Annotated in this window: 19 protein-coding genes; 7 read left to right on the plus strand and 12 right to left on the minus strand. The window is 62.3% G+C overall.

Going from position 1 to position 25,066, the window contains the following annotated elements; translation table 11 throughout:
- Positions 1-80: 80 nt before the first annotated feature.
- The 8 genes from thpD to ABN482_RS07560 are packed head-to-tail and all read right to left on the minus strand — an operon-like array spanning position 81 to position 8,710.
- On the minus strand, positions 81-974 hold the full coding sequence (gene thpD / locus ABN482_RS07525) for an ectoine hydroxylase (protein WP_349503404.1): 894 nt from the start codon (positions 972-974) through the stop codon (positions 81-83).
- Positions 971-1,372, minus strand: coding sequence for an ectoine synthase (locus ABN482_RS07530; protein ID WP_349503405.1), 402 nt, complete (start codon positions 1,370-1,372; stop codon positions 971-973). The genes thpD and ABN482_RS07530 overlap by 4 nt, the downstream gene beginning before the upstream one ends.
- Positions 1,369-2,676 (minus strand): diaminobutyrate--2-oxoglutarate transaminase, encoded by a 1,308-nt coding sequence (ectB, locus tag ABN482_RS07535; RefSeq protein WP_349503406.1) that lies wholly within the window; start codon positions 2,674-2,676, stop codon positions 1,369-1,371. Before ectB ends, ABN482_RS07530 begins: the two co-directional genes overlap by 4 nt.
- Positions 2,677-2,712: 36 nt before the next feature.
- The gene (ectA, locus tag ABN482_RS07540) at positions 2,713-3,198 is read right to left on the minus strand and encodes a diaminobutyrate acetyltransferase (RefSeq protein ID WP_349503407.1); all 486 of its coding nucleotides are present in this window, start codon (positions 3,196-3,198) and stop codon (positions 2,713-2,715) included.
- Positions 3,195-3,743 carry a MarR family winged helix-turn-helix transcriptional regulator gene (locus ABN482_RS07545; RefSeq protein ID WP_349503408.1) on the minus strand — a complete coding sequence of 183 codons (549 nt, stop codon included), beginning with the start codon at positions 3,741-3,743 and terminating at the stop codon, positions 3,195-3,197. Before ABN482_RS07545 ends, ectA begins: the two co-directional genes overlap by 4 nt.
- A gap of 43 nt (positions 3,744-3,786) precedes the next feature.
- Entirely contained in the window at positions 3,787-4,362 is a 576-nt protein-coding gene (locus tag ABN482_RS07550) for a restriction endonuclease (RefSeq protein ID WP_349503409.1), read from the minus strand.
- Positions 4,359-6,707 carry a DNA topoisomerase IV subunit A gene (gene parC, locus ABN482_RS07555; RefSeq protein WP_349503410.1) on the minus strand — a complete coding sequence of 783 codons (2,349 nt, stop codon included), beginning with the start codon at positions 6,705-6,707 and terminating at the stop codon, positions 4,359-4,361. Before parC ends, ABN482_RS07550 begins: the two co-directional genes overlap by 4 nt.
- 29 nt (positions 6,708-6,736) lie before the next feature.
- Positions 6,737-8,710, minus strand: a complete 1,974-nt coding sequence (locus ABN482_RS07560; protein ID WP_502877261.1) for a DNA topoisomerase IV subunit B — start codon at positions 8,708-8,710, stop codon at positions 6,737-6,739.
- 287 nt (positions 8,711-8,997) lie between these two features.
- On the opposite strand from ABN482_RS07560, the gene trxA reads away from it, so the two are divergent.
- Together trxA and rho are read left to right on the plus strand one after the other, a co-directional pair.
- Positions 8,998-9,324 (plus strand): thioredoxin TrxA, encoded by a 327-nt coding sequence (gene trxA / locus ABN482_RS07565; RefSeq protein ID WP_109061766.1) that lies wholly within the window; start codon positions 8,998-9,000, stop codon positions 9,322-9,324.
- A gap of 87 nt (positions 9,325-9,411) precedes the next feature.
- Positions 9,412-10,671, plus strand: coding sequence for a transcription termination factor Rho (gene rho / locus ABN482_RS07570; protein WP_349503412.1), 1,260 nt, complete (start codon positions 9,412-9,414; stop codon positions 10,669-10,671).
- Positions 10,672-10,769: 98 nt separating this feature from the next.
- Here the strand turns inward: rho and ABN482_RS07575 are convergent, their stop codons facing one another.
- A complete protein-coding gene (locus ABN482_RS07575) occupies positions 10,770-11,693 on the minus strand; it encodes an HTH-type transcriptional regulator ArgP (protein WP_349503413.1) in 924 nt (307 codons plus the stop codon).
- 70 nt (positions 11,694-11,763) lie between these two features.
- Between ABN482_RS07575 and ABN482_RS07580 the strand changes: the two genes are divergently transcribed.
- Positions 11,764-12,405, plus strand: coding sequence for a LysE/ArgO family amino acid transporter (locus tag ABN482_RS07580; RefSeq protein WP_349503414.1), 642 nt, complete (start codon positions 11,764-11,766; stop codon positions 12,403-12,405).
- A gap of 65 nt (positions 12,406-12,470) precedes the next feature.
- On the opposite strand, the gene ABN482_RS07585 is transcribed toward ABN482_RS07580, so the two are convergent.
- Complete coding sequence (locus tag ABN482_RS07585; RefSeq protein WP_502877258.1) at positions 12,471-16,070, minus strand: YhdP family protein; 3,600 nt, start codon at positions 16,068-16,070, stop codon at positions 12,471-12,473.
- Positions 16,071-16,237: 167 nt separating this feature from the next.
- Here ABN482_RS07585 and ABN482_RS07590 point away from each other — a divergent pair, with 167 nt between their 5' ends.
- The 4 genes from ABN482_RS07590 (at position 16,238) to ABN482_RS07605 (ending at position 21,324) form a co-directional block, all read left to right on the plus strand.
- Entirely contained in the window at positions 16,238-16,579 is a 342-nt protein-coding gene (locus tag ABN482_RS07590; protein ID WP_349503416.1) for a 5-carboxymethyl-2-hydroxymuconate Delta-isomerase, read from the plus strand.
- Between the two features lie 6 nt (positions 16,580-16,585).
- Positions 16,586-17,764 (plus strand): sugar transporter, encoded by a 1,179-nt coding sequence (locus ABN482_RS07595; protein WP_349503417.1) that lies wholly within the window; start codon positions 16,586-16,588, stop codon positions 17,762-17,764.
- A 68-nt stretch (positions 17,765-17,832) separates the two neighbouring features.
- Positions 17,833-20,586: a bifunctional [glutamate--ammonia ligase]-adenylyl-L-tyrosine phosphorylase/[glutamate--ammonia-ligase] adenylyltransferase gene (gene glnE, locus ABN482_RS07600; protein WP_349503418.1), complete on the plus strand. Its 2,754-nt coding sequence runs from the start codon at positions 17,833-17,835 to the stop codon at positions 20,584-20,586.
- A 60-nt stretch (positions 20,587-20,646) separates the two neighbouring features.
- Positions 20,647-21,324, plus strand: a complete 678-nt coding sequence (locus ABN482_RS07605) for an epoxyqueuosine reductase QueH (RefSeq protein WP_349503419.1) — start codon at positions 20,647-20,649, stop codon at positions 21,322-21,324.
- 15 nt (positions 21,325-21,339) lie between these two features.
- Here ABN482_RS07605 and ABN482_RS07610 read toward each other — a convergent pair whose 3' ends face one another.
- Positions 21,340-24,018, minus strand: a complete 2,679-nt coding sequence (locus tag ABN482_RS07610; RefSeq protein WP_349503420.1) for a DNA internalization-related competence protein ComEC/Rec2 — start codon at positions 24,016-24,018, stop codon at positions 21,340-21,342.
- Positions 24,019-24,143: 125 nt separating this feature from the next.
- On the minus strand, positions 24,144-25,028 hold the full coding sequence (locus tag ABN482_RS07615; RefSeq protein WP_349503421.1) for a TatD family hydrolase: 885 nt from the start codon (positions 25,026-25,028) through the stop codon (positions 24,144-24,146).
- Positions 25,029-25,066 lie beyond the last annotated feature (38 nt).

Raw genomic sequence — 25,066 nt, forward strand, 5'->3', positions numbered from 1 at the left:
CCCGGTAGCTGCGCCGGAACGGAAACACGACCGCATGACCCTGCCTGGACAGGACATGTGGTCGTGTTGTCGGGCCGGGCTTACAGTGGTTCGAATGCCTCGCGCGTGGCAACGTGCTCGGGACGCGGGGCCAGCCCGTAGCGGGGTGCGGCCAGCCGGTTCTCGACGCTGTTGTAGACCGTGAACAGGTTGGCACGAGGCCAGGGAGAGAGGTTGCCTGCCGAGGCATGCATGGTATTGCAATCGAAAAATACCACCGTGCCCGGCCGACCGGTCACGGCCCTGATGCCCCCCTGCTCTGCCAGCAGTTGCAGGCTGATCGGATCCGGTACGCCGTACTCCTGACGCCGCAGGGAATCCTTGTAGTGCGCATCGGGCGTACGTCCCACGCATGACACGAATTGCCGGTGCGAGCCGGGAATCAGCATCAGCGGACCATTGCAGACCGTGTTTTCAGTCAGCAGGATGGAGCAACTGACGGCACGCATGGCCGGCATGCCGTCTTCGATATGCCAGGTCTCGAAGTCCGAATGCCAGTAGAACTCCTTGCCCTTGAAGCCCGGCTTGAGATTGGCTCGCGACTGGTGGATATAGACTTCGGATCCCAGCAGTTGCCGGGCAATATCGGCGATGCGCGGGTCACGCATCACCCTGCCCAGCATGGGGCTGAGGTCATGCACACGAAAGATCGAGCGCACGGCATCACTGCCTTTCTCACGGATGGCCTCTTCGCGCACCCGGATATCCGGCGCATGCATCAGGCGTTCGATTTCGCCCAGCCAGCGCTCCGCTTCGCGGTTCTCGAACAGCCCATCCAGCACCAGGAAACCATCCTGCTCATAGGTTTGCAATTGCGCCTGGGCCAGTGCATCGACGTAGTGTCCGTCGCCATGGACGACCGGCTCCTGGCGCATGACAATGGCCGAATCGCGTTGAGTGCGAGAGGCATAGGGGTCTGTGGCAGCAAGGATCATGATGGTGTCTCCTCCGTCAGCAACGGATAGACCCCCTGCGCGTCATGCGTTTCGCGCCCGGTCAGCGGCGGATTGAAGACGCAGATCACCCGCAGCGGCTGGGTTCCCCCGCGCAGCCAATGCTCATCGTGCTGATCAAGTGCGTAGACCACACCCGGCCCCAGCGCATACTTGCGGCCATCGGCAATGGTTTCGATCTCGCCATCCCCTTCTATGCACCAGACCGCCTCAAGGTGGTTCTGATAGTGAATGTGCGTTTCGGTACCCGGGAAGATTGTGGTTTCGTGAAACGAGAACCCCATACCATCCTTGCCCAGCAACACGCGCTTGCTGACCCAGTTGTCTGCCCGGATCTCGTCGGCGGTACCGGTAATGTCATCGATATGCTTGACGATCATCGCTTGCCTCCCGCAAATTTGAGCACCTTGCCGGACACCTGTTGTTCGGCAAGCGCCTCGGCCACGCTGCGCTCGATGATTTCAAGCCCGCGAGTCAGCAGTTCGGACTCGATGGTGAGGGCAGGCAGCAACTTGAGCACCTCGTCTTCCGCTCCGGAGGTCTCGATCACCACGCCATGGCTGAATGCCTTTGCAGCGATGCGATTGGCCAAACCCGGCTGTCCCTGGCAGACCAGCCCCTGGATCAGCCCGCGGCCACGAGCCACCAGTCCGACTTCGGGGTAGCTGTGCACGACATTTTCCAGCCAGTCGCGCACATGGCGTTCCTTGACCTGGATTTCTGCCGTGAACAGATCGTCTGCCCAATATTGGCGCAGTGCTTCGGTCGCCGTGACGAATGCCAGATTGTTGCCCCGGAAAGTGCCACTGTGCGCACCGGGCTTCCAGACATCGAGTTCCGGCTTGAAGAGCACCAGCGACATCGGCAGGCCAAACCCCGACAGCGACTTGGACAGGGTAATGATGTCGGGCCGGATCCCGGCCGCCTCGAAGCTGAAGAAGCTGCCTGTCCGTCCGCAACCGACCTGGATATCGTCGACAATGAGCAACATGTCATGGCGTCGGCAGACCCGCTCCAGTTCCTTGAGCCAGCGCAGTGTCGCCACGTTGACGCCGCCTTCGCCCTGTACGGTCTCGACGATCACGGCAGCCGGATGGTCCAGCCCGCTGGAGGGATCTTCCAGCATGCGCTCCAGATAGCTGATGGTATCGACATCAGGGCCGAAATAGCCGTCATAGGGCATGAATACGGTGTTGTCGAGCGCGACACCGGCAGCCCGCCGGAACTTGGCATTGGCCGTTGCCGCCAGCGAACCGGCGCTGACGCCATGGAAGCCGTGTGTGAAGGACACGATGCCGGGACGGCCCTTGACTTGCCGGGCCAGCTTGAGCGCCGCCTCGACCGCATTGGTGCCGGTGGGTCCGGTGAACTGCAGGGTATAGCGCCAGTTGCGTGGCTTGAGCAGTACCCTGTCTACCGTTTCAAGGAAATGCTTCTTGGCGCTGGTTGCCATGTCCAGCCCGTGTACCACCCCGTCCGAAGCGAGGTATTCAAGAAGTTTTTCCTTGAAAATGGGATTGTTGTGTCCATAATTCAGGGTCCCCGCCCCACTGAAAAAATCGATGTATTCATTTTTTTCTTCATCGATCAGCAGGGAACCCCGCGCCTGACTGAAAATGACCGGAAAGGACCGGATGTAGCCCCTGACCTCCGACTCCATCCGGTCGAATATTTTCAAGTCCATGATTTCCTCCTTGCGTCTATCTGGAACTGGTACGCATCAGAACGGACCGATGCGCAATAAGCACTCCTCTTCATGAAAGTCACCACCGAAGTCGGCGGCACGAAACAACACTTGTTCATTCAACGCAGCGCCCTGTGCTGCGGCCAGTTTTTCAAACATGCGGCGCGACGCCCGGTTGTCGGGCGACACGGTGGTCTCCAATGCCTGCACCTGCAGGTCGGGACGCTCCAGCAAAGACTGCAACATGCGCCCGCCCAGGCCTGTGCCACGCGCGCGTTCATGCACGGCTACCTGCCAGATGAACAGCGTATCGGGTTGGGCGGGTGGCACATAGGCCGAGATGAAACCCGCCAGGCCGTGCGCATCTTCCGCCACCACACAGGTGGCAGAAAAATGCTCGCACAGCAGCAGATAGGCGTAGGTCGAATTGAGATCCAGCGGCGGACAATCAGCCACCAGGCGCTGAATGGCCGCGCCATCGGCGCGCCCAGGAGAACGAAGGATAGGGTCGTCCCCCGTCATACCACCAGTCCGGACTCGGGTGCCGTCCCATCGGTCGGCACCTCGAGAATGGGCGAGCCGGCAGCATGGCCGGCATCACCGCTGGCCACCGACTCGGGATCCATCAGATCGACGATCTTCTCCAGTGACAGCGTGATGGTGGCCTGCTCCAGTTCCGGCAACGCATTGAGCGCATCGGCCAGCTTTTTCTGCAATGGCGACGGTGCCTCTGCCGCCAGCGTGCGACCAGCCTCTGTCACGCTGACAAAGACGATGCGGCGATCTTCGCGACCACGTTCACGCCGGACCAGCCCCTTGTCCTCAAGGCGATCGAGGATGCCGACCACCGTGCTGGGGCTGACGTGGATTTCCTTGCTGATGGCAGTGGCCGTGAGCGGATGCCCGGCTGCAACCAGTGCACGCAGGCAGACCAGTTGCGGTGCCGTGATATGGCTGCAAGCCGACAGTTGGCGCGAATACAGCGCCACCGACCGCGTGATGCGGCGCAAGGCACGCAGGATGCGAACGTCATAGCTTTGCAGGGGCATACCAATGGTTTCGGGCATGGCGGCAGGTTTCGTTTGAGGTGGCTGCATAATTAATTTCAGTTCAAATGATATTGGCACTAAAAATTCGTGTCAACCCTATCTCATCGATCAACCTGATGTTCTGCCTGGCTGCATAGGCTGCCGCACTCTCGCTGGGCTGGCCCAGGGCGATATACCAGCGTTCATTGGCCTCGAGCTGTTCGCCAGCCTGCAACAGGCGAGTCAGCGGTTCGAGGCCGGTATGCGCCGATTTCCAGCGTCGGGCAGACACGGCGATGCGTCGATTTTCAATCCGCAGCAGCCAGTCTGCGCCTTCCTGGCGCGAAACCTCCACCTGATAGCCGGCCGCACGCCAGGACTGTTCAAGACGAGCGGAAAAGGCTTTCCAGTTCATGGCGGCGACTTCGTCGCGCACGGCCACGAGCTGCGCCGGACGAGGCGCACGCATCTGCTTCCAACCGGCAATCGCGGCGATCACGACAAATGGAAAAGCACCGATCGCGCCCACCGGGGCATATTCCGGCGGCAGCACGGCAAAGGCGACGCCCACGAAGACCAGTGCCACACAGGCACTGATCCACCAGGGGTTGCGCAACAGGATCGCAAACAGCGAATTCTTGGCCATTTTCAGTTTCATGCCACACCCTCCTGGCCTGCCTCGGCCTCATCCGGCCACAGGGCCACCAACTCAGGTTGCTTGGGACGCACCTCCAGCAACCTGCCCTTGCGTGCCCGTTTGCCGATATAGGGCTCCAGCGCCTCACCAGCAAGGACATCCTCGGTGGCCCGATTGCGGTACAGACCACTGGCACGCAGGCCAGCCGCACCGATGGCGATGATGCGACCAAGCTTCTCTCCGGCATCCAGTCCCATCAGGATGGTGCCGCGTCCACCGCCGGCCAGCGCCTTGATCTCGTCCAGCGCCACCACCAGCAGGCGATTCTTGGCCGAGACCAGCGCCAGGTGCGTGGCATCGTCCGGCACCGATTCCGGACGCATCAGCTTCTCACCCTTTTCGAGGTTGAAAAACTGCTTGCCGGCCTTCATGCGGCCACTCATGTCGCCCAGCCGCGCCAGGAAACCCAGCCCCTGTTCGACAGCCAGCAGCCAGCGCGATGCCGGATCGCCGGCAAACATATGCAGGATCCGCGAGCCCGCTTCGACATCCGCCAGCGTGGTGATCGGCGCTCCGTCGCCACGCGCGGAAGGCAGTGCCGATACCGGCACCGAATAGGCCCGGCCATTGTCTCCCAGGGCGATCAGCGTATCCGTGGTACGGCACTCGAAGGCACCATACAGCGCATCTCCCGCCTTGAAGCCGAATTGCGCAGCATCGTGGCCATGCCCGTGGCGGGCACGCAGCCAGCCTTTCTGGGACACGATCACGGTCACCGGCTCGTCCACCACCTTGACCTCGACCACGGCACGCTCGGCCACTTCGATCAGGGTTCGCCGCTCGTCGCCAAACTGCTTGGCATCGGCCTCGATTTCCTTGATCATCAGGCGTCGCATGGCTGCCGGGCTGTCGAGCAGATCACGCAGCTTCTGCGCCTCATCACGACGCTCGGACAATTCCTGCTCGATCTTGAAACCCTCGAGCCGTGCCAGCTGGCGCAGGCGCATTTCGAGAATGTCCTCGGCCTGCCGCTCGCTCAGGTTGAAACGCTGTATCAATGCTGCCTTCGGCTCGTCAGACTCGCGAATGGTAGCGATCACCTCATCGACATTGAGGTAGACCACCATGCGCCCTTCCAGCACATGAATACGGTCGGTAACCTTGTCCAGACGGTACTGTGAGCGCCGCGTCACGGTCTGGTTGCGGAATGCCAGCCATTCCTGGAGGATGTCGCGCAGGCTTTTCTGGCAAGGCCGGCCATCATTGCCGACCATCACCAGGTTGATCGGCGCGCTCGATTCCATACTGGTCTGGGCCAGCAATACATTGACGAACTCGTCGCGGTCGATACGCGAACTCTTGGGTTCGAACACCAGCCGCACGGCCGCATCCTTGCCCGACTCATCGCGTACCGTATCAAGCAGCGACAGCAGCTTGGCCTTGGTCTGCTGCTGATCCTGGCTCAGGCTTTTCTTGCCGGCCTTGATCTTGGGATTGGTGAGATCCTCGATTTCTTCCAGTACTTTCTGGCAGGAAGCACCCGGCGGCAGTTCCTGCACCACCAGTTGCCACTGGCCGCGCGCCAGTTCTTCGAAGGTCCAGCGCGCCCGTACCTTGAGGGAGCCGCGACCGGTGCGGTAAATGTGGGCAATGTCTTCAGGTGATGTGATGATTTGCCCACCACCGGCAAAATCCGGGCCCGGCACCAGCGTCTGCAAGGCGACATCATCCAGATCGGGCGTCTTGAGCAGGGCCACGCAGGCCGTGGCCACTTCACGCAGGTTGTGCGACGGTACCTCGGTCGCCATGCCGACTGCGATCCCCGAAGCTCCGTTGAGCAGTACCATGGGCAGGCGCGCCGGCAATTGCACCGGCTCTTTCTGACTGCCATCGTAATTGGGCGTGAAATCGACCGTACCCTCGCCCAGTTCTTCAAGCAGCAGGCGCGCCACCGGCGTGAGGCGGGCTTCGGTATAGCGCATGGCAGCGGCGTTGTCACCGTCGCGCGAGCCAAAATTGCCCTGCCCGTCAATCAGCGGATAGCGCAGTACGAAATCCTGCGCCATGCGCACCAGTGCATCATAGGCAGCCTGGTCACCGTGCGGATGGTATTTGCCCAGAACGTCGCCGACCACGCGGGCCGACTTGACGGGCTTGCTGCCCGCCGACAGGCCCATCAGTTCCATCGCATACAGAATGCGCCGTTGTACGGGCTTCTGGCCGTCTCCCACATCGGGCAGGGCACGGCCCTTGACCACCGACACGGCGTAATCGAGGTAGGCACGTTCAGCGTAGTGGCCCAGCGTAATGCTGTCGTTCGGCCCGGTAGCCGGCTCGAACAGCTCGGGTTGCAAGGTATCAGTCATGCATGCGTCTCTTGTGTGTCTTTATGGGGTCAGATATCGACTTCGGCCAGGTTGCCCTTGCTTTCGAGCCAGGCACGGCGCGAGGCCGACTCGCCCTTGCCCATCAGCATGGTGAACATGCCATGGGTCTGACTGCGGTCGAGCGCGCCGTAGCCAACCGGCTGCAGGCGGCGCGTATCGGGATTCATGGTGGTTTCCCAGAGTTGCTCGGCGCTCATTTCACCCAGCCCCTTGAAGCGGCTGATGCTCCAGCTGCCATCGCGCACGTTTTCCTTGCGCAGCTTATCTTCGACAATCTGCAACTCACGCGCGTCCAGACAGTACAGCTTGCGCGACGGACGCTTGCCCTGGGCCGGCACGTCCACGCGAAACAGCGGCGGGCGGGCAATATGGATATGGCCGAGTTCGACCAGCCGCGGGAAATGCCGACAGAACAAGGTCAGCAACAACACCTGGATGTGCGAGCCATCAACATCGGCATCGGACAGGATACAGATCTTGCCGTAGCGCAGGCCGCTCAGATCGGGCGTATCGTCGGGGCCATGCGGATCGACGCCGACGGCCACCGAGATATCGTGAATCTCGTTATTGGCGAACAGCCGATCACGGTCGACCTCCCAGGCGTTGAGCACCTTGCCGCGCAACGGCAATACCGCCTGGAAATTCTTGTCGCGGCCCATTTTGGCCGAACCGCCGGCCGAGTCGCCTTCGACCAGGAAGATCTCGGTACGGGACGGATCGCTGGACTCGCAATCAGTCAACTTGCCGGGCAGCACGGCCACGCCCGAACTCTTGCGCTTTTCGACCTTCTGGCTGGAACGGGTGCGTGCCTGGGCCTGGCGGATCGCCAGTTCGGCCAGCTTCTTGCCATATTCGACATTACTGTGCAGCCAGAGGTCCAACGCCGAGCGCACGAACCCGCCGACCAGCCGCACTGCGTCTCGGCTGGTCAGGCGCTCCTTGATCTGCCCCTGGAATTGCGGATCGAGCACCTTGGCCGACAGCACGAAACTGGCACGGGCAAATACATCTTCGGGCAACAGCTTGACCCCTTTGGGCAACAGACTGTGCAATTCGACGAACCCCTTGACTGCACCGAACAACCCTTCGCGCAGACCTGCCTCGTGCGTACCGCCTGCCGGCGTCGGGATGAGGTTGACATAGGACTCGCGTACAGCCGCCCCTTCTTCCGACCAGGCCACGATCCATTGCGCGCCTTCGCCCTGGGCAAACTGTTCGTCGTGCTTGCCGGCAAACTGGGCCCCCTCGAACAGCGGAATCAGCAATTCAGTACCGGCCAAGGCCTCTTCGAGATAGCCGCGCAGGCCATTTTCGTAGTGCCAGCGATGGGTTTCGCCGGTTTTCTCGACACTCAGCGAGACCTTGACGCCAGGCAGCAGCACGGCCTTGCTGCGCAGCAGGTGGATCAGTTCGCCCAGCGGGATATTGGGGCTGTCGAAATAACGCGGATCGGGGCGAGCCACCACGCGGGTACCGGATTTCTTGCGCTTGGCCCCCTCGACCGGTGCCAGCGGCTGCACCACCTCGCCACCGGCAAAGGCCATGCAATGCACACCGCCATCACGCCAGACCGTCACTTCCAGCCGAGTCGACAGCGCATTGGTCACGGAGACGCCCACGCCGTGCAGACCGCCCGAGAAGGCATAGGCACCTTCGCCGGCATGCTTGTCGAACTTGCCGCCGGCATGCAGGCGAGTAAACACCAGTTCGACTACCGGCGCGCCTTCCTCGGGATGCAGGCCGACCGGAATGCCGCGACCATCGTCCTCGACCGCGACCGCGCCATCGGCCTGCAGGGTGACCTGGATATGCTTGCCATGGCCGGCCAGCGCCTCGTCGGCAGCATTGTCGATGATTTCCTGGATGATATGCAGCGGATTCTCGGTGCGGGTATACATACCGGGGCGCTGCCGCACGGGCTCCAGCCCCTTGAGCACCTGGATCGACTCTTCGGTATAGCGCGATGGACTCGTCAAACTGATCCCCAAAACTGTGGACGGAAACGCCCTATTTTAAGGACAGTTGCCAAGGCTACGCGGCATGGTGGCAAAAATGCGCACCGGGCCGGCCACATTTTGTGGCACAATGCAGTTCGTACAGCCGATTCTGATTGCCGTACGGGTTCCGTGCACCGCATGCGATGCGGTCTTTTCGGACACACATTCCTTGCTCCAGACGCCGCCAGACAGGCGGGCCCGACAGGGCAGGCGTATTTTCCGCCTGCTGCTCATGGGGCAGCATACGTATCTGACTCAACAAACAGAACATTATGAGCACATTGATCAAACACGTCAGCGATGCCAGCTTCGAGGCAGACGTCCTGCAGGCCCAAGGTCCCGTCCTGGTCGATTTCTGGGCTGCCTGGTGTGGTCCCTGCAAGATGATCGCCCCGATCCTCGACGAAGTGTCCGAGGAATACAAGGATCGCCTGACCATCGCCAAGCTCAACGTCGACGAAAACCCCGAAGCCCCCGTCAAGTACGGTGTGCGCGGCATCCCGACGCTGCTGCTGTTCAAGAACGGCGAACTGGCCGCCACCAAGGTCGGAGCCCTGTCCAAGTCGCAGCTCAAGGCGTTTCTCGACGGCGCCCTGTAAGGCTCACGACCACAGTCTGCGCAGGCCCGCTCGCGGCCTGCCGGCACTTTCCCGCACTGATCACTCTCTCTTTTCTCTTCTTCTCTCATGCACCTGAATGAATTGAAGGCGCTGCACGTTTCGCAGTTGCTGGAAATGGCCGCTGGCCTGGAAATCGAAAACGCCAACCGCCTGCGCAAGCAGGAACTGATGTTCGCCATCATGCGTCGCCGCGCCAAGCAGGGCGAGCAGATCTTCGGCGACGGCGTACTCGAAGTGCTGCCCGATGGCTTTGGTTTCCTGCGCTCGCCCGAAACCTCCTATCTGGCCAGCACCGACGACATCTACATCTCACCGTCGCAGATCCGCCGCTTCAACCTGCATACCGGCGACTCGATCGAAGGTGAAGTCCGCACGCCCAAGGATGGCGAGCGCTATTTCGCCCTGGTCAAGGTGGACAAGGTCAACGGCGCAGCCCCCGAGGCCATCAAGCACCGGATCATGTTCGAGAACCTGACGCCGCTGCATCCCAACCGCCCGATGCGGCTGGAGCGCGACATCAAGAGCGAGGAAAACTTCACCGGTCGCATCCTCGACATCTTCGCGCCGCTGGGCCACGGCCAGCGTGCCCTGATCGTCGCCAGCCCCAAGTCGGGCAAGACGGTGATGATGCAGCACATCGCACACGCCATCAGCACCAACAATCCGGATGCCTACCTGATCGTGCTTCTGGTCGACGAGCGTCCCGAGGAAGTCACGGAAATGCAGCGCACGGTGCGCGGCGAAGTGGTGGCATCGACCTTTGACGAACCGGCCACCCGCCACGTGCAAGTCGCCGAAATGGTGATCGAGAAGGCCAAGCGCCTGGTCGAACTCAAGAAAGACGTGGTCATCCTGCTGGATTCGATCACCCGCCTGGCACGCGCCTACAACACCGTGGTACCGGCCTCCGGCAAGGTGCTGACCGGCGGCGTGGATGCCAACGCCCTGCAACGTCCCAAGCGCTTCTTCGGCGCAGCGCGCAATATCGAGGAAGGCGGCTCGCTGACCATCATCGGTACAGCCCTGATCGAGACCGGCAGCCGCATGGACGAAGTGATCTACGAAGAATTCAAGGGCACCGGCAACTCCGAAGTCCACCTCGAGCGTCGCCTGGCCGAGAAGCGTGTCTACCCGGCCATCAACCTCAACAAGTCCGGTACCCGCCGCGAAGAGCTGCTGATCGCACCGGACCTGCTGCAGAAAGTCTGGGTGCTGCGCAAGTTCATCCACGACATGGACGAGATCGAATCCATGGAATTCATCATGGACAAGATGCGCTCCACCAAGACCAATGCCGAATTCTTCGACATGATGAAGAAGAAATAAAGCATGTCTTCCGGCGCATGCATGCCCTGCATGCGCCAATGCATCGCAGTCTCAGCCGGGGGCAGTTCAGCCCCCGGCCCCATCCTCCTCGCTCCCCTTCATTCTGCCTCGGTCACCCGGCCTGATTCGTGCAGCCATTCGCACGCAGCGCGCATCACGCACCGCGTCAGCCTCTCGAGACTGGCCTGTGCCGTACGAGGATACGCCCAGTACAGCGGCACATGCAACGGCATGTCCGGGGCCATCTGCACCAGGGTCCCTTCCGCCAGTTGTCGTCCTATCAGTACGGTCGGATGCATCCCCCAGCCCATGCCCGCCTCGCATGCGCGCTCGTAGCCCGACACCGTAGGGATGAAATGCCGTGGCGGCTGACGCCGCGAGGCCAATCCGTAATGCGCCAGCCAGCCATCCTGCAGGCGATCCTTGCGACTGAATACGAGCACCGGTGCCCGCGACATGGCTTCCTGGGTCACGCCGTCAGCGCAATAACGCGCCATATAGGCCGGGCTGGCCGCCGCCACATATCGCATCTCACCCAGCGGCATGACGTTGCAGCCGGCAATGCTGCCGCTGCTGGCCGTCACGGCAGCCAGTACCTCGCCTTCGCGCAGGCGCTGCGCAGTATGGTTTTCGTCATCGATGCTGATGTCCAGCAGTTCGTTGCCTGCACCACTGAATGCCTCCATGGCTGTCATGAACCATGTCGCCAGCGAATCTGCATTGACCGCCAGCTTGAGCGACGGTGCGGGAGCTTCCGTATCCGGCATGAGTGCGGGGTTGCTGCGACGCAATTCGTTTTCCAGCAGGGCCACCTGCTCCAGGTGCAGGCAGAGGCGTCTGCCTGCCTCGGTTCCCGCGCATGGCTTGCCGCGCTGTACCAGCACCTGCCCTGTGGCCTCTTCCAGTTGCTTGACGCGCTGCGACACGGCAGAAGGGGTGATGTGCAGCCGGCGAGCTGCACGCTCGAAACTTCCCTCCCTCACGACAGCGGCAAGGGCTTCCAGTCCGTGGTAGTCCAACATTCAGATTTTCTTAATATTACTTAGGATAATTAATTTTACTTAAATATCGACAATATCCATAATGCCGGCCATGTGGACCTCTGCCCTTACCCTTTCCTCTACCTGGCTGGCCGGCTTTACGGTCTGCTTTACCCTCATCGCCACACTGGGCGCACAGAACCTGTATGTGCTGCGCCAGGTGGTCAAAGGCAGCCATGTGCGTGCCTGTGTACTGTGGTGCGTGGTGAGCGATATCCTGCTCATCGGCCTGGGCGTAGCCGGCATGGCAAAGTTGTTGAGCCACGCCCCTGAACTGACCTGGTACATGGCCGTAGGCGGTGCCAGTTTCCTGGTGGCATATGGCCTGTTTGCCTGGCGACGGGCGCTCTATGGCGGTGATGCCGCGCTGGTCACAGCCGGCCGCAGCGAACACAGTCTGCTGCGTGTACTGGGCACCCTGGCTGCCCTGACCCTGCTCAACCCGCACGTCTATCTCGATACAGTCATCCTGATCGGCTCGATCGGTGCCCGCCAGGAAGGCGGTTTGAAATGGATCTTCGTGACGGGTGCGGCCAGCGCCAGTCTGGTCTGGTTCCTGCTGCTGGCACTGGCAGGGAAGCGGCTGCAGGGGGTATTCGCACATCCCCGGGCGTGGCGACTGCTGGATGCCGTCACCGGTGGCATCATGCTGCTGCTGGCCTGGTGGATATGGCGTGACATGATCGCGGGCTGAAACACGCAGCACAAGGCGCGCACCCAACCCATAAGACTTTCATGAAGATGCCAGGACAAGCATGACTACTTGGCCTCTTCGATCTGCGGATCATCCCAACTGCCATCCACACGGTATTCCGTGGTCATGGCCCGTGCCAGAGGATCCTTGAAGAGCCACTGTGTCAGCAAGGCACCGATGCCGACCACTGGATTGACCGCCAGTGCCGTCGCCACCGCCGCACCACTGACGTCCAGCACCGGAGCCACCACGGCCTGCAGGTTCCATTGCTGTTCGACCAGATTGGCACTGCCTGCCAGCAGAATCGTAGCGGCCGGCCCGGCCACGCGCAAATCATCGGTGAGCCCCAGACCGTTGGCAAAAGTGACCTGGCCCTTGATCGTATCCCACGGAAATCCGGACTGCAGCACCCCCAGCGAGGGGGTTTCGCCCTTGCCCAGGCGGGTGATCGACTGGACCGACAGCAGCGCCAGCAAACGGGCGCTGCGCGAATTGACGCCGATGAAACGTCCTTGCTCCAGGGCAATCGAAAGCTTGCCGTCGATTTTGTCGAGATCATAGTGCCAAGGCAAGTCACGCCACTGCAACCGCCCTTCGACCACACCCCTGCCACTGCCGACCAGATCCGGCCAGCCCATGTGGTCCAGCCAGCCGCCCAGGTCGCTGGTCGCCAGCTTCAGATCCACGGTCAGGCCACGTGCATCTTCGCCCTCGGCATCCTGCGCCAGATGCCAGACACCGCTGGCATCCAGGCTGCCTGACTCATTCCAGACACGCAATTCATCGAGCTGCCACACGGCCCGCCGTTGCAGGCTACGCCCCTTGAGCCGCAGCGCCCCCAGTTCGCGCCCCCACAACGCGAAGGACTCTACCTGCAGATCGATACCCGGCAGGTCCGAAAACTCGGTGCTCAGGCTCTCCTTGTCGTCATCTTCCATGGGCTCCAGCGACAACCGTTGCAAGCGCGCCACCACCTCACCCGAGACCGCGCCGGCAGATTCCTTCCAGTGGGCCGTACCGGTCATCTGGCGCGACGCGATCTGGGCCTCCCAGACACCTTGCTGCGGCATGCGAGCCCTGGCCTGGACATCCTGCAGATTCAGGCCGCTGAGATGCATGCTGGGTGTCTCGACGCTCACCGCATCCAGCACGGGCCACAAGGGCTGCCGGGTTGATCCTTTCACTGGCGGCAGCGTGGTTTCATCCAGCCATTGCTCCCAGGCATCCACATCCACATGAGTGGCCTTGACGGCCAGTGCCAGGCCACTGCCCGGCAGATCGGCCGGACGCGCAAAGCTGATGATGCCGCGTCGGAAATAGGTCGGCCCCGGTGTGCGCACATTGCGCTCCAGAACCAGACGAAGATCGTCGCCTGCCTGCACGGTCAGCCAGCGCAGATCCGGATTGGCTGTTGCCGCTTTCTGGGCAGTGGCATCCGGTGTAGACCAGCGCACCTCCAGCGGCCATGCTTCCTGTGCCGTCTTCGCAAGCGGTGCGGGCATGTCGGCTTCCAGTCCCTGCAGACTGCTCGACAATGACAGCGTCCAGTCATCACCACGCTGCAGGATACGGCCCTGCCAATCGAACCCGCCTTTCAACCGCTTGAGCGCGGGCATGGGCATGAAATCGCGCAGGCCCGCAGCGCTTGCCTGCCCCTCGAACAGAAGTCCGGGATCGCGAGGCCCAAGCTTGCCGCTGATTCTTACAGGCCCGCCCAGCGTCTGGCCAGCCACCTGTTCCATGGCAATGCCCGTTTCGGTAAACAGCACGCGTCCCGAGAGTGCCGTCATCTCGGGCGTATCATCCATATAGCGGAAGCTGCCCCCTTGCGGATCGATTTCACCCTTGACCGTGGTATCGACCGAATGCAGCAACGGCATGTCGAAGGCCAGCCCCAGCTTCCAGCGCCCCGCACCCACCGCTTCCGAGAGCGCTTCGCCCGTCATGTGATTGAGCGGGGAACTACGTACCAGTGCCAGATAGGTCGCAGCGGCCCCTTCGGTCTGACCATCGAGCAGCAGCGTGGCGTGATGCTCCATGTTCGGAATACGGGCCGAGACTGGCCCCAGGACAATCTCATCGCCAGCCAGTGGCATGCGTCCGGCTTCCACCTGCAACGACAGGGCCGCACGCGCCAGACCGAATGTCCCGCGCAAATCGTGCAATGCCGGCCAGCGGGTACCGTCCTGAGGCTCCGGCATGTAGTCGATCACAGCATCCTGGAATTGCCCTTTCAAATTGAAATCGCCGGCATCGGCGCGCTCCTGGAAGGGGAAATAGGCCAGGTCACCACGCACATCGAAATCCGCTTCGCGAATCTCACCCTGCAGCAGGCCCTCCCGCAGCCACAGTCTGGCATCGGCATTGACGGTCAGTGGCAGATAACGGTGAATGGCCGGCATCGATGCGCGCAAGATACGCCCCTGCAGAGCGGCCATGCCTGCCTCGCCCGAGCCGGAACGCCAGTTGCCGCGCAGGGTAATGTGCGCATCAGCGTTCTGAAACGCAGCCTCTTCGACCGTCAGTGTCCAGCCTTCGCCGGTGCGCTGCAACGCCAGCGCTGCCTGAGCATGATTGAGGTGCAAATCGGGATGTTCGAAAACTTCGGGCAGATGCAGGTCGGCCTGACTGGCACGCACCCTGGCCTGCCAGTCATATCCAGACAGGCGGGCCTCGATGGCCCGCATCAAGGTCAGCCCATCCTTGCCGCTCTGTGCTACGGTGTCTTGCTTCGTCCCCTGGCGGCCATCCAGTTCGAATTGCAGCAAGCCTGCCGCAAAACGGTCGGACTCCACCTCGCCGGCCAGGTTCTGAAACGCAGCCCCCAGTGTCAGGCGCGTCGGCAGACTGCCGTCGAAATCCAGCCAGACCTGCGCCTGCCCACGACCCTGGCTCACCGGCAATGTCAGCCAGGGCTGCCATGAGGCCAGATCCATATCGTTCAGGCTCGCGTAGAGCGTCCCTTTCCAGCTATCCGGGTCATGTTCGTCGAAGGCAAACAGCCTGCGTGTAAAGTCGCCCCGGATATCCAGCAGGCTTCCCATGCCCTGCGGCGGTTGTGCACGCAAGGCAAAACGGTGCCTCAAACCCCGGTTGTAGACCTGAAAGGTCGCCTGCGATATACGCAGGGCAGGCAGCTTGCCCTGTGCATCAGTCCATTCGATGCTGGCCTGCTCGACCACCATGGCACGCTGTGCCAGCAACCATTGCAAACCCGCAGGCAGGCCCGAATGCCCCGTATCCTGACTGCCAGCCTCCAGCGTGAAGCCTGCCACCCTCAGACGCCCATCCGCCAGGCGTCGGATCTGGATATCCGGCCGCTCGATACGCAGACTCAACAGGCGTGGCGACAGAGCCAGGACACTGCGCCAGGCGAAAACGGCATCAGCCTGCGGGATATCCAGCATCGTGGCGTTATCTGCCCCGGCAATCCGGACACCGCTCAAGGACAATTGAGGATGCAGCCCCCGCCAGTCAGCCTCGATCTTCTCGATGGTCAGCGGCACGCCCAGTACCCGACTGCTCATCTGCTCGATCTGCGGCTTCCAGCGTCCGATATCGGGCAGTACCCAATAGCGCAGCACCAGGATGGCCGCGGCCAGGGCCAGGTAAACGGCAAGCACGGCCACAAGCAGCCAGCGAAGGGATTTAAGCAGGATCGGCACAAAAAAACGGGGCAGAATGGAAACGATTCCGAGGTGTCTCCTTATACCCTGAAAACATCGCCAGACCCGGAAAATTCACACAAATTTCCATATACGAACAACCGTATGCGACTGCACCATGCTGGGATATGATGTTCTCCTTTCAGCCTCTTTTTTCCCTAAACGCCATGCCCCACTGCATCGTTCATTATTCCCGCCCGCTTGCCAGCCGGATTCCACCCGCACAACTGATCCAGACTGTCTACGCAAGCGCACTGGCCTCCGGCCTTTTCCAGGGAAAGGACATCAAGACGCGGGCCCTGGCCTTCGAGGATTATCAGACAGGCGAGCAACAGCAGGATTTCATTCATGTGGAAGTCCGCCTGTTGTCCGGTCGCACCCTGGAACAACGTACGGCTCTGTCCCGCCATGTCATGGATGCCTTGCTGGCACTTGGTCAGCAGGATATCTCGCTGACCGTCCAGATCAGCGAGATGGAACGCGATAGCTACTCAAAGCATGTGAGCTGACACAGCATGTCCGCTCTGCCTGATCGTATGCGCGTATGGCTGCCGGTCATCGCGCTGGCCTTTGCCGCCTTCATTTTCAACACCACCGAATTCGTCCCGGTTGCCCTGCTGACCGATATCGCCACCAGTTTCGACATGCCTGTCGCCCAGGTCGGCTGGATGCTGACGATCTATGCCTGGGTCGTGGCCCTGGCCTCCCTGCCGTTCATGCTGCTGACCGGCAAGATGGAACGCAGAAAACTGCTGGTCGGCATTTTCCTTCTGTTCATTGCCAGCCATATCGTCTCCGGCATCGCCAACAGCTTTGCCATGCTGGTCGCCAGCCGCATCGGCATTGCGCTGGCACACGCCGTATTCTGGTCGATCACAGCCTCGCTGGCGGTGCGGCTGGCTCCTGAGGGCAAGCGCACTCAGGCCCTGAGCATCCTGGCGACCGGTACCGTGCTGGCCATGGTGCTGGGCATCCCGCTCGGACGGATGCTGGGTGAGGCACTGGGCTGGCGCATGACCTTCCTGGGCATCGCGGTGCTGGCCCTGATCGTCCTGATCGCACTGGTACGGCTGCTGCCCATCCTGCCAAGCCTGCGGGCCGGCACACTGCAGAGCCTGCCCGAACTGATGCGACGCCCGGCACTGATGAGTCTCTATCTGCTGACTGCCGTCGTGGTCACTGCGCACTTCACGGCCTACAGCTATATCGAACCGTTTGCCCAGCGTGTCGCCGCCCTCGACAGCCAGACCACCACGCTGTTGCTGTTGCTGTTCGGCGGTGCCGGCATCATCGGCAGCGTCCTGTTCGGCCGCTACAGCAGCAGGCATCCGGCCGTGTTCACCCAGGTATCCGTCGCCCTGCTGGCCACCTGCCTGCTGCTGCTCTACCCGCTGGCACACCATCCTCTGCAATTGCTGGCGCTATGCGCGATCTGGGGCATGGTCATCCTCTGCGTCACCCTGAGCATGCAGGTCAAGGTACTGGCACTGGCACCGGACGCCACCGACGTGGCCATGTCGATTTTTTCCGGCATTTTCAACGTCGGCATCGGTGCGGGTGCCCTGCTGGGTGGCCAGGTCAGCCAGCACAGCGGGCTGGCCGATATCGGCATTGCCGGCGGCATACTGGCATTGGCCGCACTGCTGTGGTGCGCGATGATGTTCCGCCGCTACGGAGCACAGTTGAAAGCATAGCCACGGCTGCCACCCATCTGCCGGAACTGCTACAGTCAGCGAACATCCTTTTCCTTTCATAGCGCCTCATGAGCAGCCTGCCCGCCGAACTCACTCCCGCCCTCGCCTGGTCCGGGTACTTCAATCGTCGCCTGCAGGCGCGCCCGGAACTGGCTGACTGGCTGACCACGCATCTGCATGTACCCATCGATGGGGCATGCCTGACAAACTGGTACGACACCCTGCGCCAGCAGCAGCCACATGAAAACGCCGCCGTCTGGCTGCGGCGATTGCGTGAGCAGACCTTCCTCGCCATCATGGCACGCGACCTGGGAGGACAGGCCTCTCTCGAGGAAGTCACCGGTGCCATGACGGCACTGGCGGATCTTGCCGTGAATGCCGCCTACCGGCAGGTGGTCGAGGAAATGCGACCGACCCACGGCATGCCACGCGCGCCGGGCAGCAACCTGCCCCAGGAAATGATGATCGTCGGCATGGGCAAGCTGGGCGGCTGCGAGCTGAATGTTTCGTCCGACATCGACCTGATCATGCTTTACGACGAAGAAGGCGAAACGGACGGACCACGCCGCATCAGCCATCATGAATATTATGGTCGGCTGACGCGGCGCATGATGCCCATTCTCTCCGAAAACACAGCTTGGGGCCATGTGTTCCGGACCGACCTGCGGCTACGGCCGGATGGCGATTCGGGGCCACTGGCCTGGAGCCTGGGCGCGCTCGAGCGCTATCTCGTCACCCAGGGCCGTGAATGGGAACGCTATGCCTGGCTCAAGGCCCGGCTGATGCCCTGCAAGGCGTTTGACGACAGTCAGCCCCAGGTACAGGAGCAACAGCTCGAAAGCCTGCGTCGCCCCTTCGTGTATCGCAAGTACTTCGATTTTGATGCTCTGTCGGCATTGCGCGACCTGCGCGAGCGCATCCGCCAGGACTGGCAACTGCGTGCCCTGCGCCGCAGCGGTCTGGAAACCGGCGACAACGTCAAGCTGGGTGCCGGCGGTATCCGGGAGATCGAATTCATCGCCCAGCTTTTCCAGCTGGTGCGCGGCGGACGCATGCCCACCTTGCAGACCCGCAATCTGCTGCAGTCGCTGCACGCCGAACGCGAGGCCGGCCTGCTGCAACACGACACGGCGGATGCGCTGGAACAGGCCTACCGCTTTCTGCGACGCACCGAACATGCCCTGCAATACCGCGAAGACGAACAGACCCACCTGCTGCCGGCCGAAGCCGCCCAGCGGGCACGCCTGGCCGAGGCGCTGGGCCTGTCGCACGATGACTTCGAACACACACTGCGACAGCATCGCACGGTGGTCGAGACCGCCTTTCGCGATGTCTTCAGACTGGCTGGCATGGAATCCGGCGAGCCGGCACCTTGCCTGAGCCTGCCGACACACAGCAGCCTGCCTGCTGACAAGGCACGTACCGACAACGATCTGGCCAGCCTGATACAGACACATTTTCCTGACCAGACAGAAGCCGTCATCGAACGCACCGAAGCGCTGCTGGGCAGTTCCCGCATCCGCCGCCTGCCGGAAACCAGCCGCCGCCGCCTGGAAGCCCTGCTGCCGGAGCTGGTCCAGGCAGCCGCCCAGACCGATGCACCCTGGGAGGCGCTCACGCGTCTGTTCGACCTGGTGGAACACATCGCCCAGCGCAGCGTCTACCTGACCCTGATGACCGAATATCCGGGTACGCTGGTACGCATTGCCCGCCTGATGTCGGCCAGCCCCTGGGCCGCCAAGAGCCTGATGCAATACCCCCTGCTGCTCGACGGCCTGCTCGACTGGCACTCCCTGATGGCACCGATCGACATGACGCAGGTCGGCCAGCAACTGCGGGCCGGACTCGATGCCTGCCGGCTGCCCGACGGACAGCCGGATGTCGAGCACCAGATGGATCTGCTGCGTGACAGCAAACACCAGATCAGCTTCCAGTTGCTGGCCCAGGACCTGGAAAACCTGCTCAGCGTCGAGGCACTGGCCGACCAGCTTTCGGCGCTGGCCGACATGCTGCTGGCGGAAATCCTCTATCGCAACTGGCCCTACCCCGAAACGCCCCATTTCGCCGTGATTGCCTATGGTCGCCTGGGCGGCAAGGAGCTGGGCTACGCCTCCGACCTGGACCTGGTCTTTCTCTACGACGACGCGCATGAACTGGCCGGCCAGCGCTACGCCAAGCTCGGCCAGCGCCTCAGCCTGTGGCTCTCGACCATGACCCCTTCCGGCCGGCTCTACGAAATCGATCTGCGCCTGCGTCCCGACGGCAATGCCGGCCTGCTGGCGCTGCCGCTGGACGCTTTCGAGCAGTACCAGCGCAACCATGCCTGGGTCTGGGAACACCAGGCACTCAGCCGGGCACGCTTCGCAGCCGGCGACGCCGACGTGGGAGCCCGCTTCGAGCAGATCCGACGCGAGATCCTGCTGCTGCCACGCGACCCCGCCAATCTGGCCGACGAAATCCGCGCCATGCGGGTCAAGATCGACGAAGGCCATCCCAATCGCAGCGAACTGTTCGACCTCAAGCACGACAGCGGTGGCATGGTCGATATCGAATTCATCGTGCAATACCTGGTCCTGCTGCACAGCCGGGTGCACCCGGAACTATTGGACAACCTGGGCAACATTACGCTCCTGCGGCTGGCGGGCGAAGCCGATCTGATCCCGCTCGAATTGGCACAGCGTGTGGCCGATGCCTACCGGGCCTATCGTGCCATGCAACACCGGATGCGCCTGCAGGGTGCCGAGAAGGCGCGCATCGATCCGGGCCGCTTCGATACGGAACGACAACAGGTCAGGACGCTCTGGCAACATGTGCTGGGCTGAGAATGCGATAATGGAGGATTGTCCATCAGCCCAGGCCGGCCCGTTGCGCCGGACAGAGCCATGACCGATTTCAAACGTACCAAACTCGAGCTGCCCGAAGGCCGCAGCAAAGTGCTGATGCACTCCTGTTGCGCGCCCTGTTCCGGCGAAGTCATGGAAGCCATGACGGCCTCGGGCATCGACTACAGCATTTTCTTCTACAACCCCAACATCCATCCGGTGCGCGAATACGAAATCCGCAAGGAAGAAAACATCCGATTCGCGCAGAAGCACAACATTCCCTTCATCGATGCCGACTACGACATGGACAACTGGTTCGACCGTGTCAAGGGCCTTGAAGACGCCCCCGAGCGTGGCGAACGCTGCACCGTCTGCTTCGACATGCGTTTCGAGCGTGCTGCGCTCTATGCACACGAGCATGGATTCGATACCCTGACCAGCGCCCTCGGCATCTCGCGCTGGAAAGACATGAACCAGATCAACGGCTGCGGCGAACGTGCCGCTGCCCGCTACCCCGACCTGGTCTACTGGGCCTACAACTGGCGCAAGGGCGGCGGTTCTCAGCGCATGATCCAGATCAGCAAGCGCGAAGAGTTCTACCAGCAGGAATACTGCGGCTGCGTGTACTCGCTGCGCGACACCAACCGCTGGCGTCGCGAGCATGGCCGCGAGCGCATCAAGATCGGCGTCAAGTACTACGGGCAAGAAGAAACGCTGGGCGAGGACACGCCGCGATAGACTGTTCGGCAGGGATCAAGGCATGCTCCCCTGCCAGTAACGCCGCCGCCGTTGCCGCTCGGCCTGCACCGCCAGACCGGTCGCATCGGAGCGTACCATCACGGCCCCCTCCAGATCCGTACGCCAGAATCTCGCGCCAGCCTGCTGCCAGCGCTGCTCGACATCGGGATGCGGATGTCCGAACCGATTGAAGCGTCCGCTTTGGGCTATAACGTGGCGCGCCGCCGTCGCACGGACGAACAGATTGCCGGACGATGTCCGCGCCCCATGATGGCCTGCCAGCACCACCTCGCTGCGCAGTTGTTGCCCCTCGGTTTCAACCAGCAGACGTTCTTCCTGCACACCGATATCGCCCGTCAGCAATGCACGGTGATACTGCCCCTCGACCTGCAGCACGCAACTCTGGGCATTGCCTGAGCGAATGGGCAGCGCGTCCGTGCCCTGCGGATGCAGAAAGCGAAATCGGACACCATCCAGTTCCCAGTGCATCCCTGCCCGACAAGGCAATCTGTGCGATGGCAACCCGGCATCCGCCGGCAAGCGCTGTGCGGCCAGATCAAACGAGGCAAAACCGTAGCGCACGGGGACATGCCGCAGCAGCCCTGGCAAGCCGCCCGAATGATCGCTGTCGGCATGGGAAACCACCAGCACATCCAGACCCGTGATACCACTTGCCCGCAAATAGGGATACACCACCCGTTCACCTGCATCACTCCCTGGGCCATAGGGCAGCCCCGTATCGAACAGCAGCGCATGCCGCGCTGTTGCCACGACAATGGCCGATCCCTGCCCCACGTCCAGCGCCGTCAGGCTCCAGCTCCCAGGGGTCATCGTTTCCGGCCGCCAGAACAGGGCCGGCATCAGCAGGGTCACTCCGCACAGTTTTCCGAACACCCCCGCAGGCAGCAGCAGGATGATGGCTCCCATCACCCCCAGCAAAGTCAGCCACCACGGGGCTGCAGCCGTATCCAGCAGCCCCGTCTCGAAGCTCGACAACCAGTCTATCCACAACATCAACGCCACGAAGATAGCCTGCCCCAGATCCAGCGCATGCGCCGCCATTCCCTGTCCCCACGCGGGCAACATGCCCAGGGCCGCCCCGATCAATGCCAGCGGTGTCACGAGAAAACTGACCAGCGGAATCGCCAACGCATTGGCCAGTGGCGACAGCAGAGGCACCTGCTGGAACATGGCCGCCAACACAGGCACCAGCGCCATGCTGATGGCCAGTTGCAGCCGGGTACCCTGCCACAAGCTGCTGACCTGCTGCCGGGCGACATGGCGGCATGCCACATTCCAGCGCTCGGCACGGGATACGGCAATCGCTGGCGGGCTGAACAACTCAACGTATTCCTGCCAGGCCCGGTCCGCTTCCGTACCGGGTACCTCGCCTGAAGCATCTCGTCCGGAGTGTAGTGTTCGTTGGCTGACCTGCGCGGCATCACGAGACAGCCAGCGCCCCTGGGACGCCAGCATCAGCACGCCAACGGCACCGAAAGACAGCCAGAACCCTTGCGCCAGCACCGCCCACGGATCAAACAGCAGCACGATGACTGCAGCCAGGGCCAATACCCGCGACAGGCTGAGTGGCAGTTGCAGCAAGGCGCACACAGCCACCACCGCCAGCATGAAAAATGTCCGCTGGGCCGGCACGCCCCAGCCTGCCAGCAGGCAATACAGCCAGGCTACCCACAAGGCGCAGCAGGCTGCCGGTATCTGCGCAGGGCAGCGTGCAGCCAGCGGCACCCCACGCCAGGACAGCCTTTTCCAGAGATAAAGCGCCAGCCCGCCACCCAGCGCGGCCACCATGGTGACATGCAGTCCACTGATGGAGACCAGATGGGTAATACCGCTGCGATTGAAGGTCGCCCAATCTTGTGCCGACACGCCGGCCTGATCCCCCAGTGCCAGGGCAACCAGCACTGCGCCGTAGCGTGACCCGGCCAGATGATGCTGCATGCCCGCACGCACCGCATGCCGCACCTGCTGCACCCGGATCGACCACGAAGGCACCACATGACTATCCTGCATAACCGGGGTACCACGCACCGTGCCCACCGCACGGATCGCCTTCTGGAACATCCAGCCTTCGTAATCGAACCCATGTGGATTGCGGCTGCCATACGGGCTGCGCATGTTCAACGCCATGCTCCAGACCTGCCCAGGCACCACCTCTGGCAACGACGACTCGGCCCCAGCCTGCCCATCCCTGTCGGTTGCCCCCCCGCCCTCAGGAGCACCTCGTTCGACCGACCGGTATCCAGGCGCATACCAGACAACCTGGATACGTCCAGGCAAGCCCGCAGGCCGGCTGTCCAGCACCTCGGCCTCGAACCGGACCTGCCCTGCATCGGCATCGGGCAGGCTGACCACGCGCAGTGCCACCCGAAAGACCTGATCCTGTTCACTGGCAGGCAGGGACTGCGCCATGCGATCAAGTGCCTGCAGATGCGCCAGCCCGATTGCCAGCCCCCATGCTGCGCCCCACAGTCCGGCAACTTGCCAGAGTCGCCGCCGGTGGCAGCCAGCGCGGTCGCGACGCTGGAGACAGGCAGCCCGGCACCAGCAACCCAGGCTCCAGAGCCCGGCAAGCAACAGGCATCCCCAGGCCAGCGGTCGAGGCGGCAAGGCCGACCAATGCTGTACCCAGGCCGTGCCCAGCACGAACACGACTGCCGCTCCTCGACCTGTCATTGGATCTCCCACCGTCTGCCGGCATGCTAGCCGGGAAGATGGGAGATGAAGTGTTCAGTGCGTCATTTGGGCGCGGCTGTTCTTGCGGCTACAGGAAGCCAGTACCCATGACTTCGCATACCCTTTCAACATAGTGCGCCATGTTGGTCCGATATGACCCGCTCCTGCGAGACAGACTGCGTCACTGCCCCAGCCAATCTCGGCAACACCCTGCAAGCAGCTGCAGTCGTCGCCACCCGGATCGTCTCCACCGGCACCTGCCGCAGCGCTGCCAGCGCTTGGGCAATGCCGGCCAGCTCGGCTGGCGTATTGCGCTGCAATCCAGCGGTCACAGCACCCGCCTGATCCCGCCCCAGCCAGGCTGGCGGGATATCCGGTGCATCGGTTTCCAGCACCAGGTGTGCCAGATCGATCTGGGCGGCATGACGGCGGATGCGCAAAGCCCGCTCAAAAGTCATCGCCCCGCCTATCCCCAGAGCACAGCCCTGTTCGATAAAGGCACGGGCCTGCTGCTCGCTGCCGTTGAAGGCATGGGCAATGCCGCCACGCAGCCCCGTCGTCTGCCGCAGGTACTTGAGCACACTGTCCTGGGAACGGCGTACATGCAACAGGACCGGCAGGCCGAACTCGGCGGCCATTTTCAATTGGGCTTTCAGGAAATGTTCCTGACGCGCGCGTGCCGCCCCAACAGCAATGTCCGCCACGAAAAAATCCAGCCCGATTTCGCCAATCGCCACGAAGCGGGGATCGTCCATGGCCTGCATGATGGCCTGACGCAATACTATCAGGTCGGCATCTTCGCTGCGATGCACATATAGCGGGTGAATGCCCAGCGCATAGGCACCACCGGGCCACGCATGGGCCACATTGCGCACTGTCTCGAAATTGAAGCGGGCCACGGCAGGAATCACGATGCGATCAACACCTGCCTGCAGGCTCTGCTGGATCAGCACCGCACGGTCCGTATCGAACTCCGGTGCATCGAGGTGGCAGTGCGTATCTATCAGCATCCGTACAGTCCAGTCATGGCGGGGCAGAGCGCCTGTGC

It is taken from the genome of Corticimicrobacter sp. (genome assembly GCF_040137905.1).
GTDB lineage: Bacteria > Pseudomonadota > Gammaproteobacteria > Burkholderiales > Burkholderiaceae_B > Corticimicrobacter.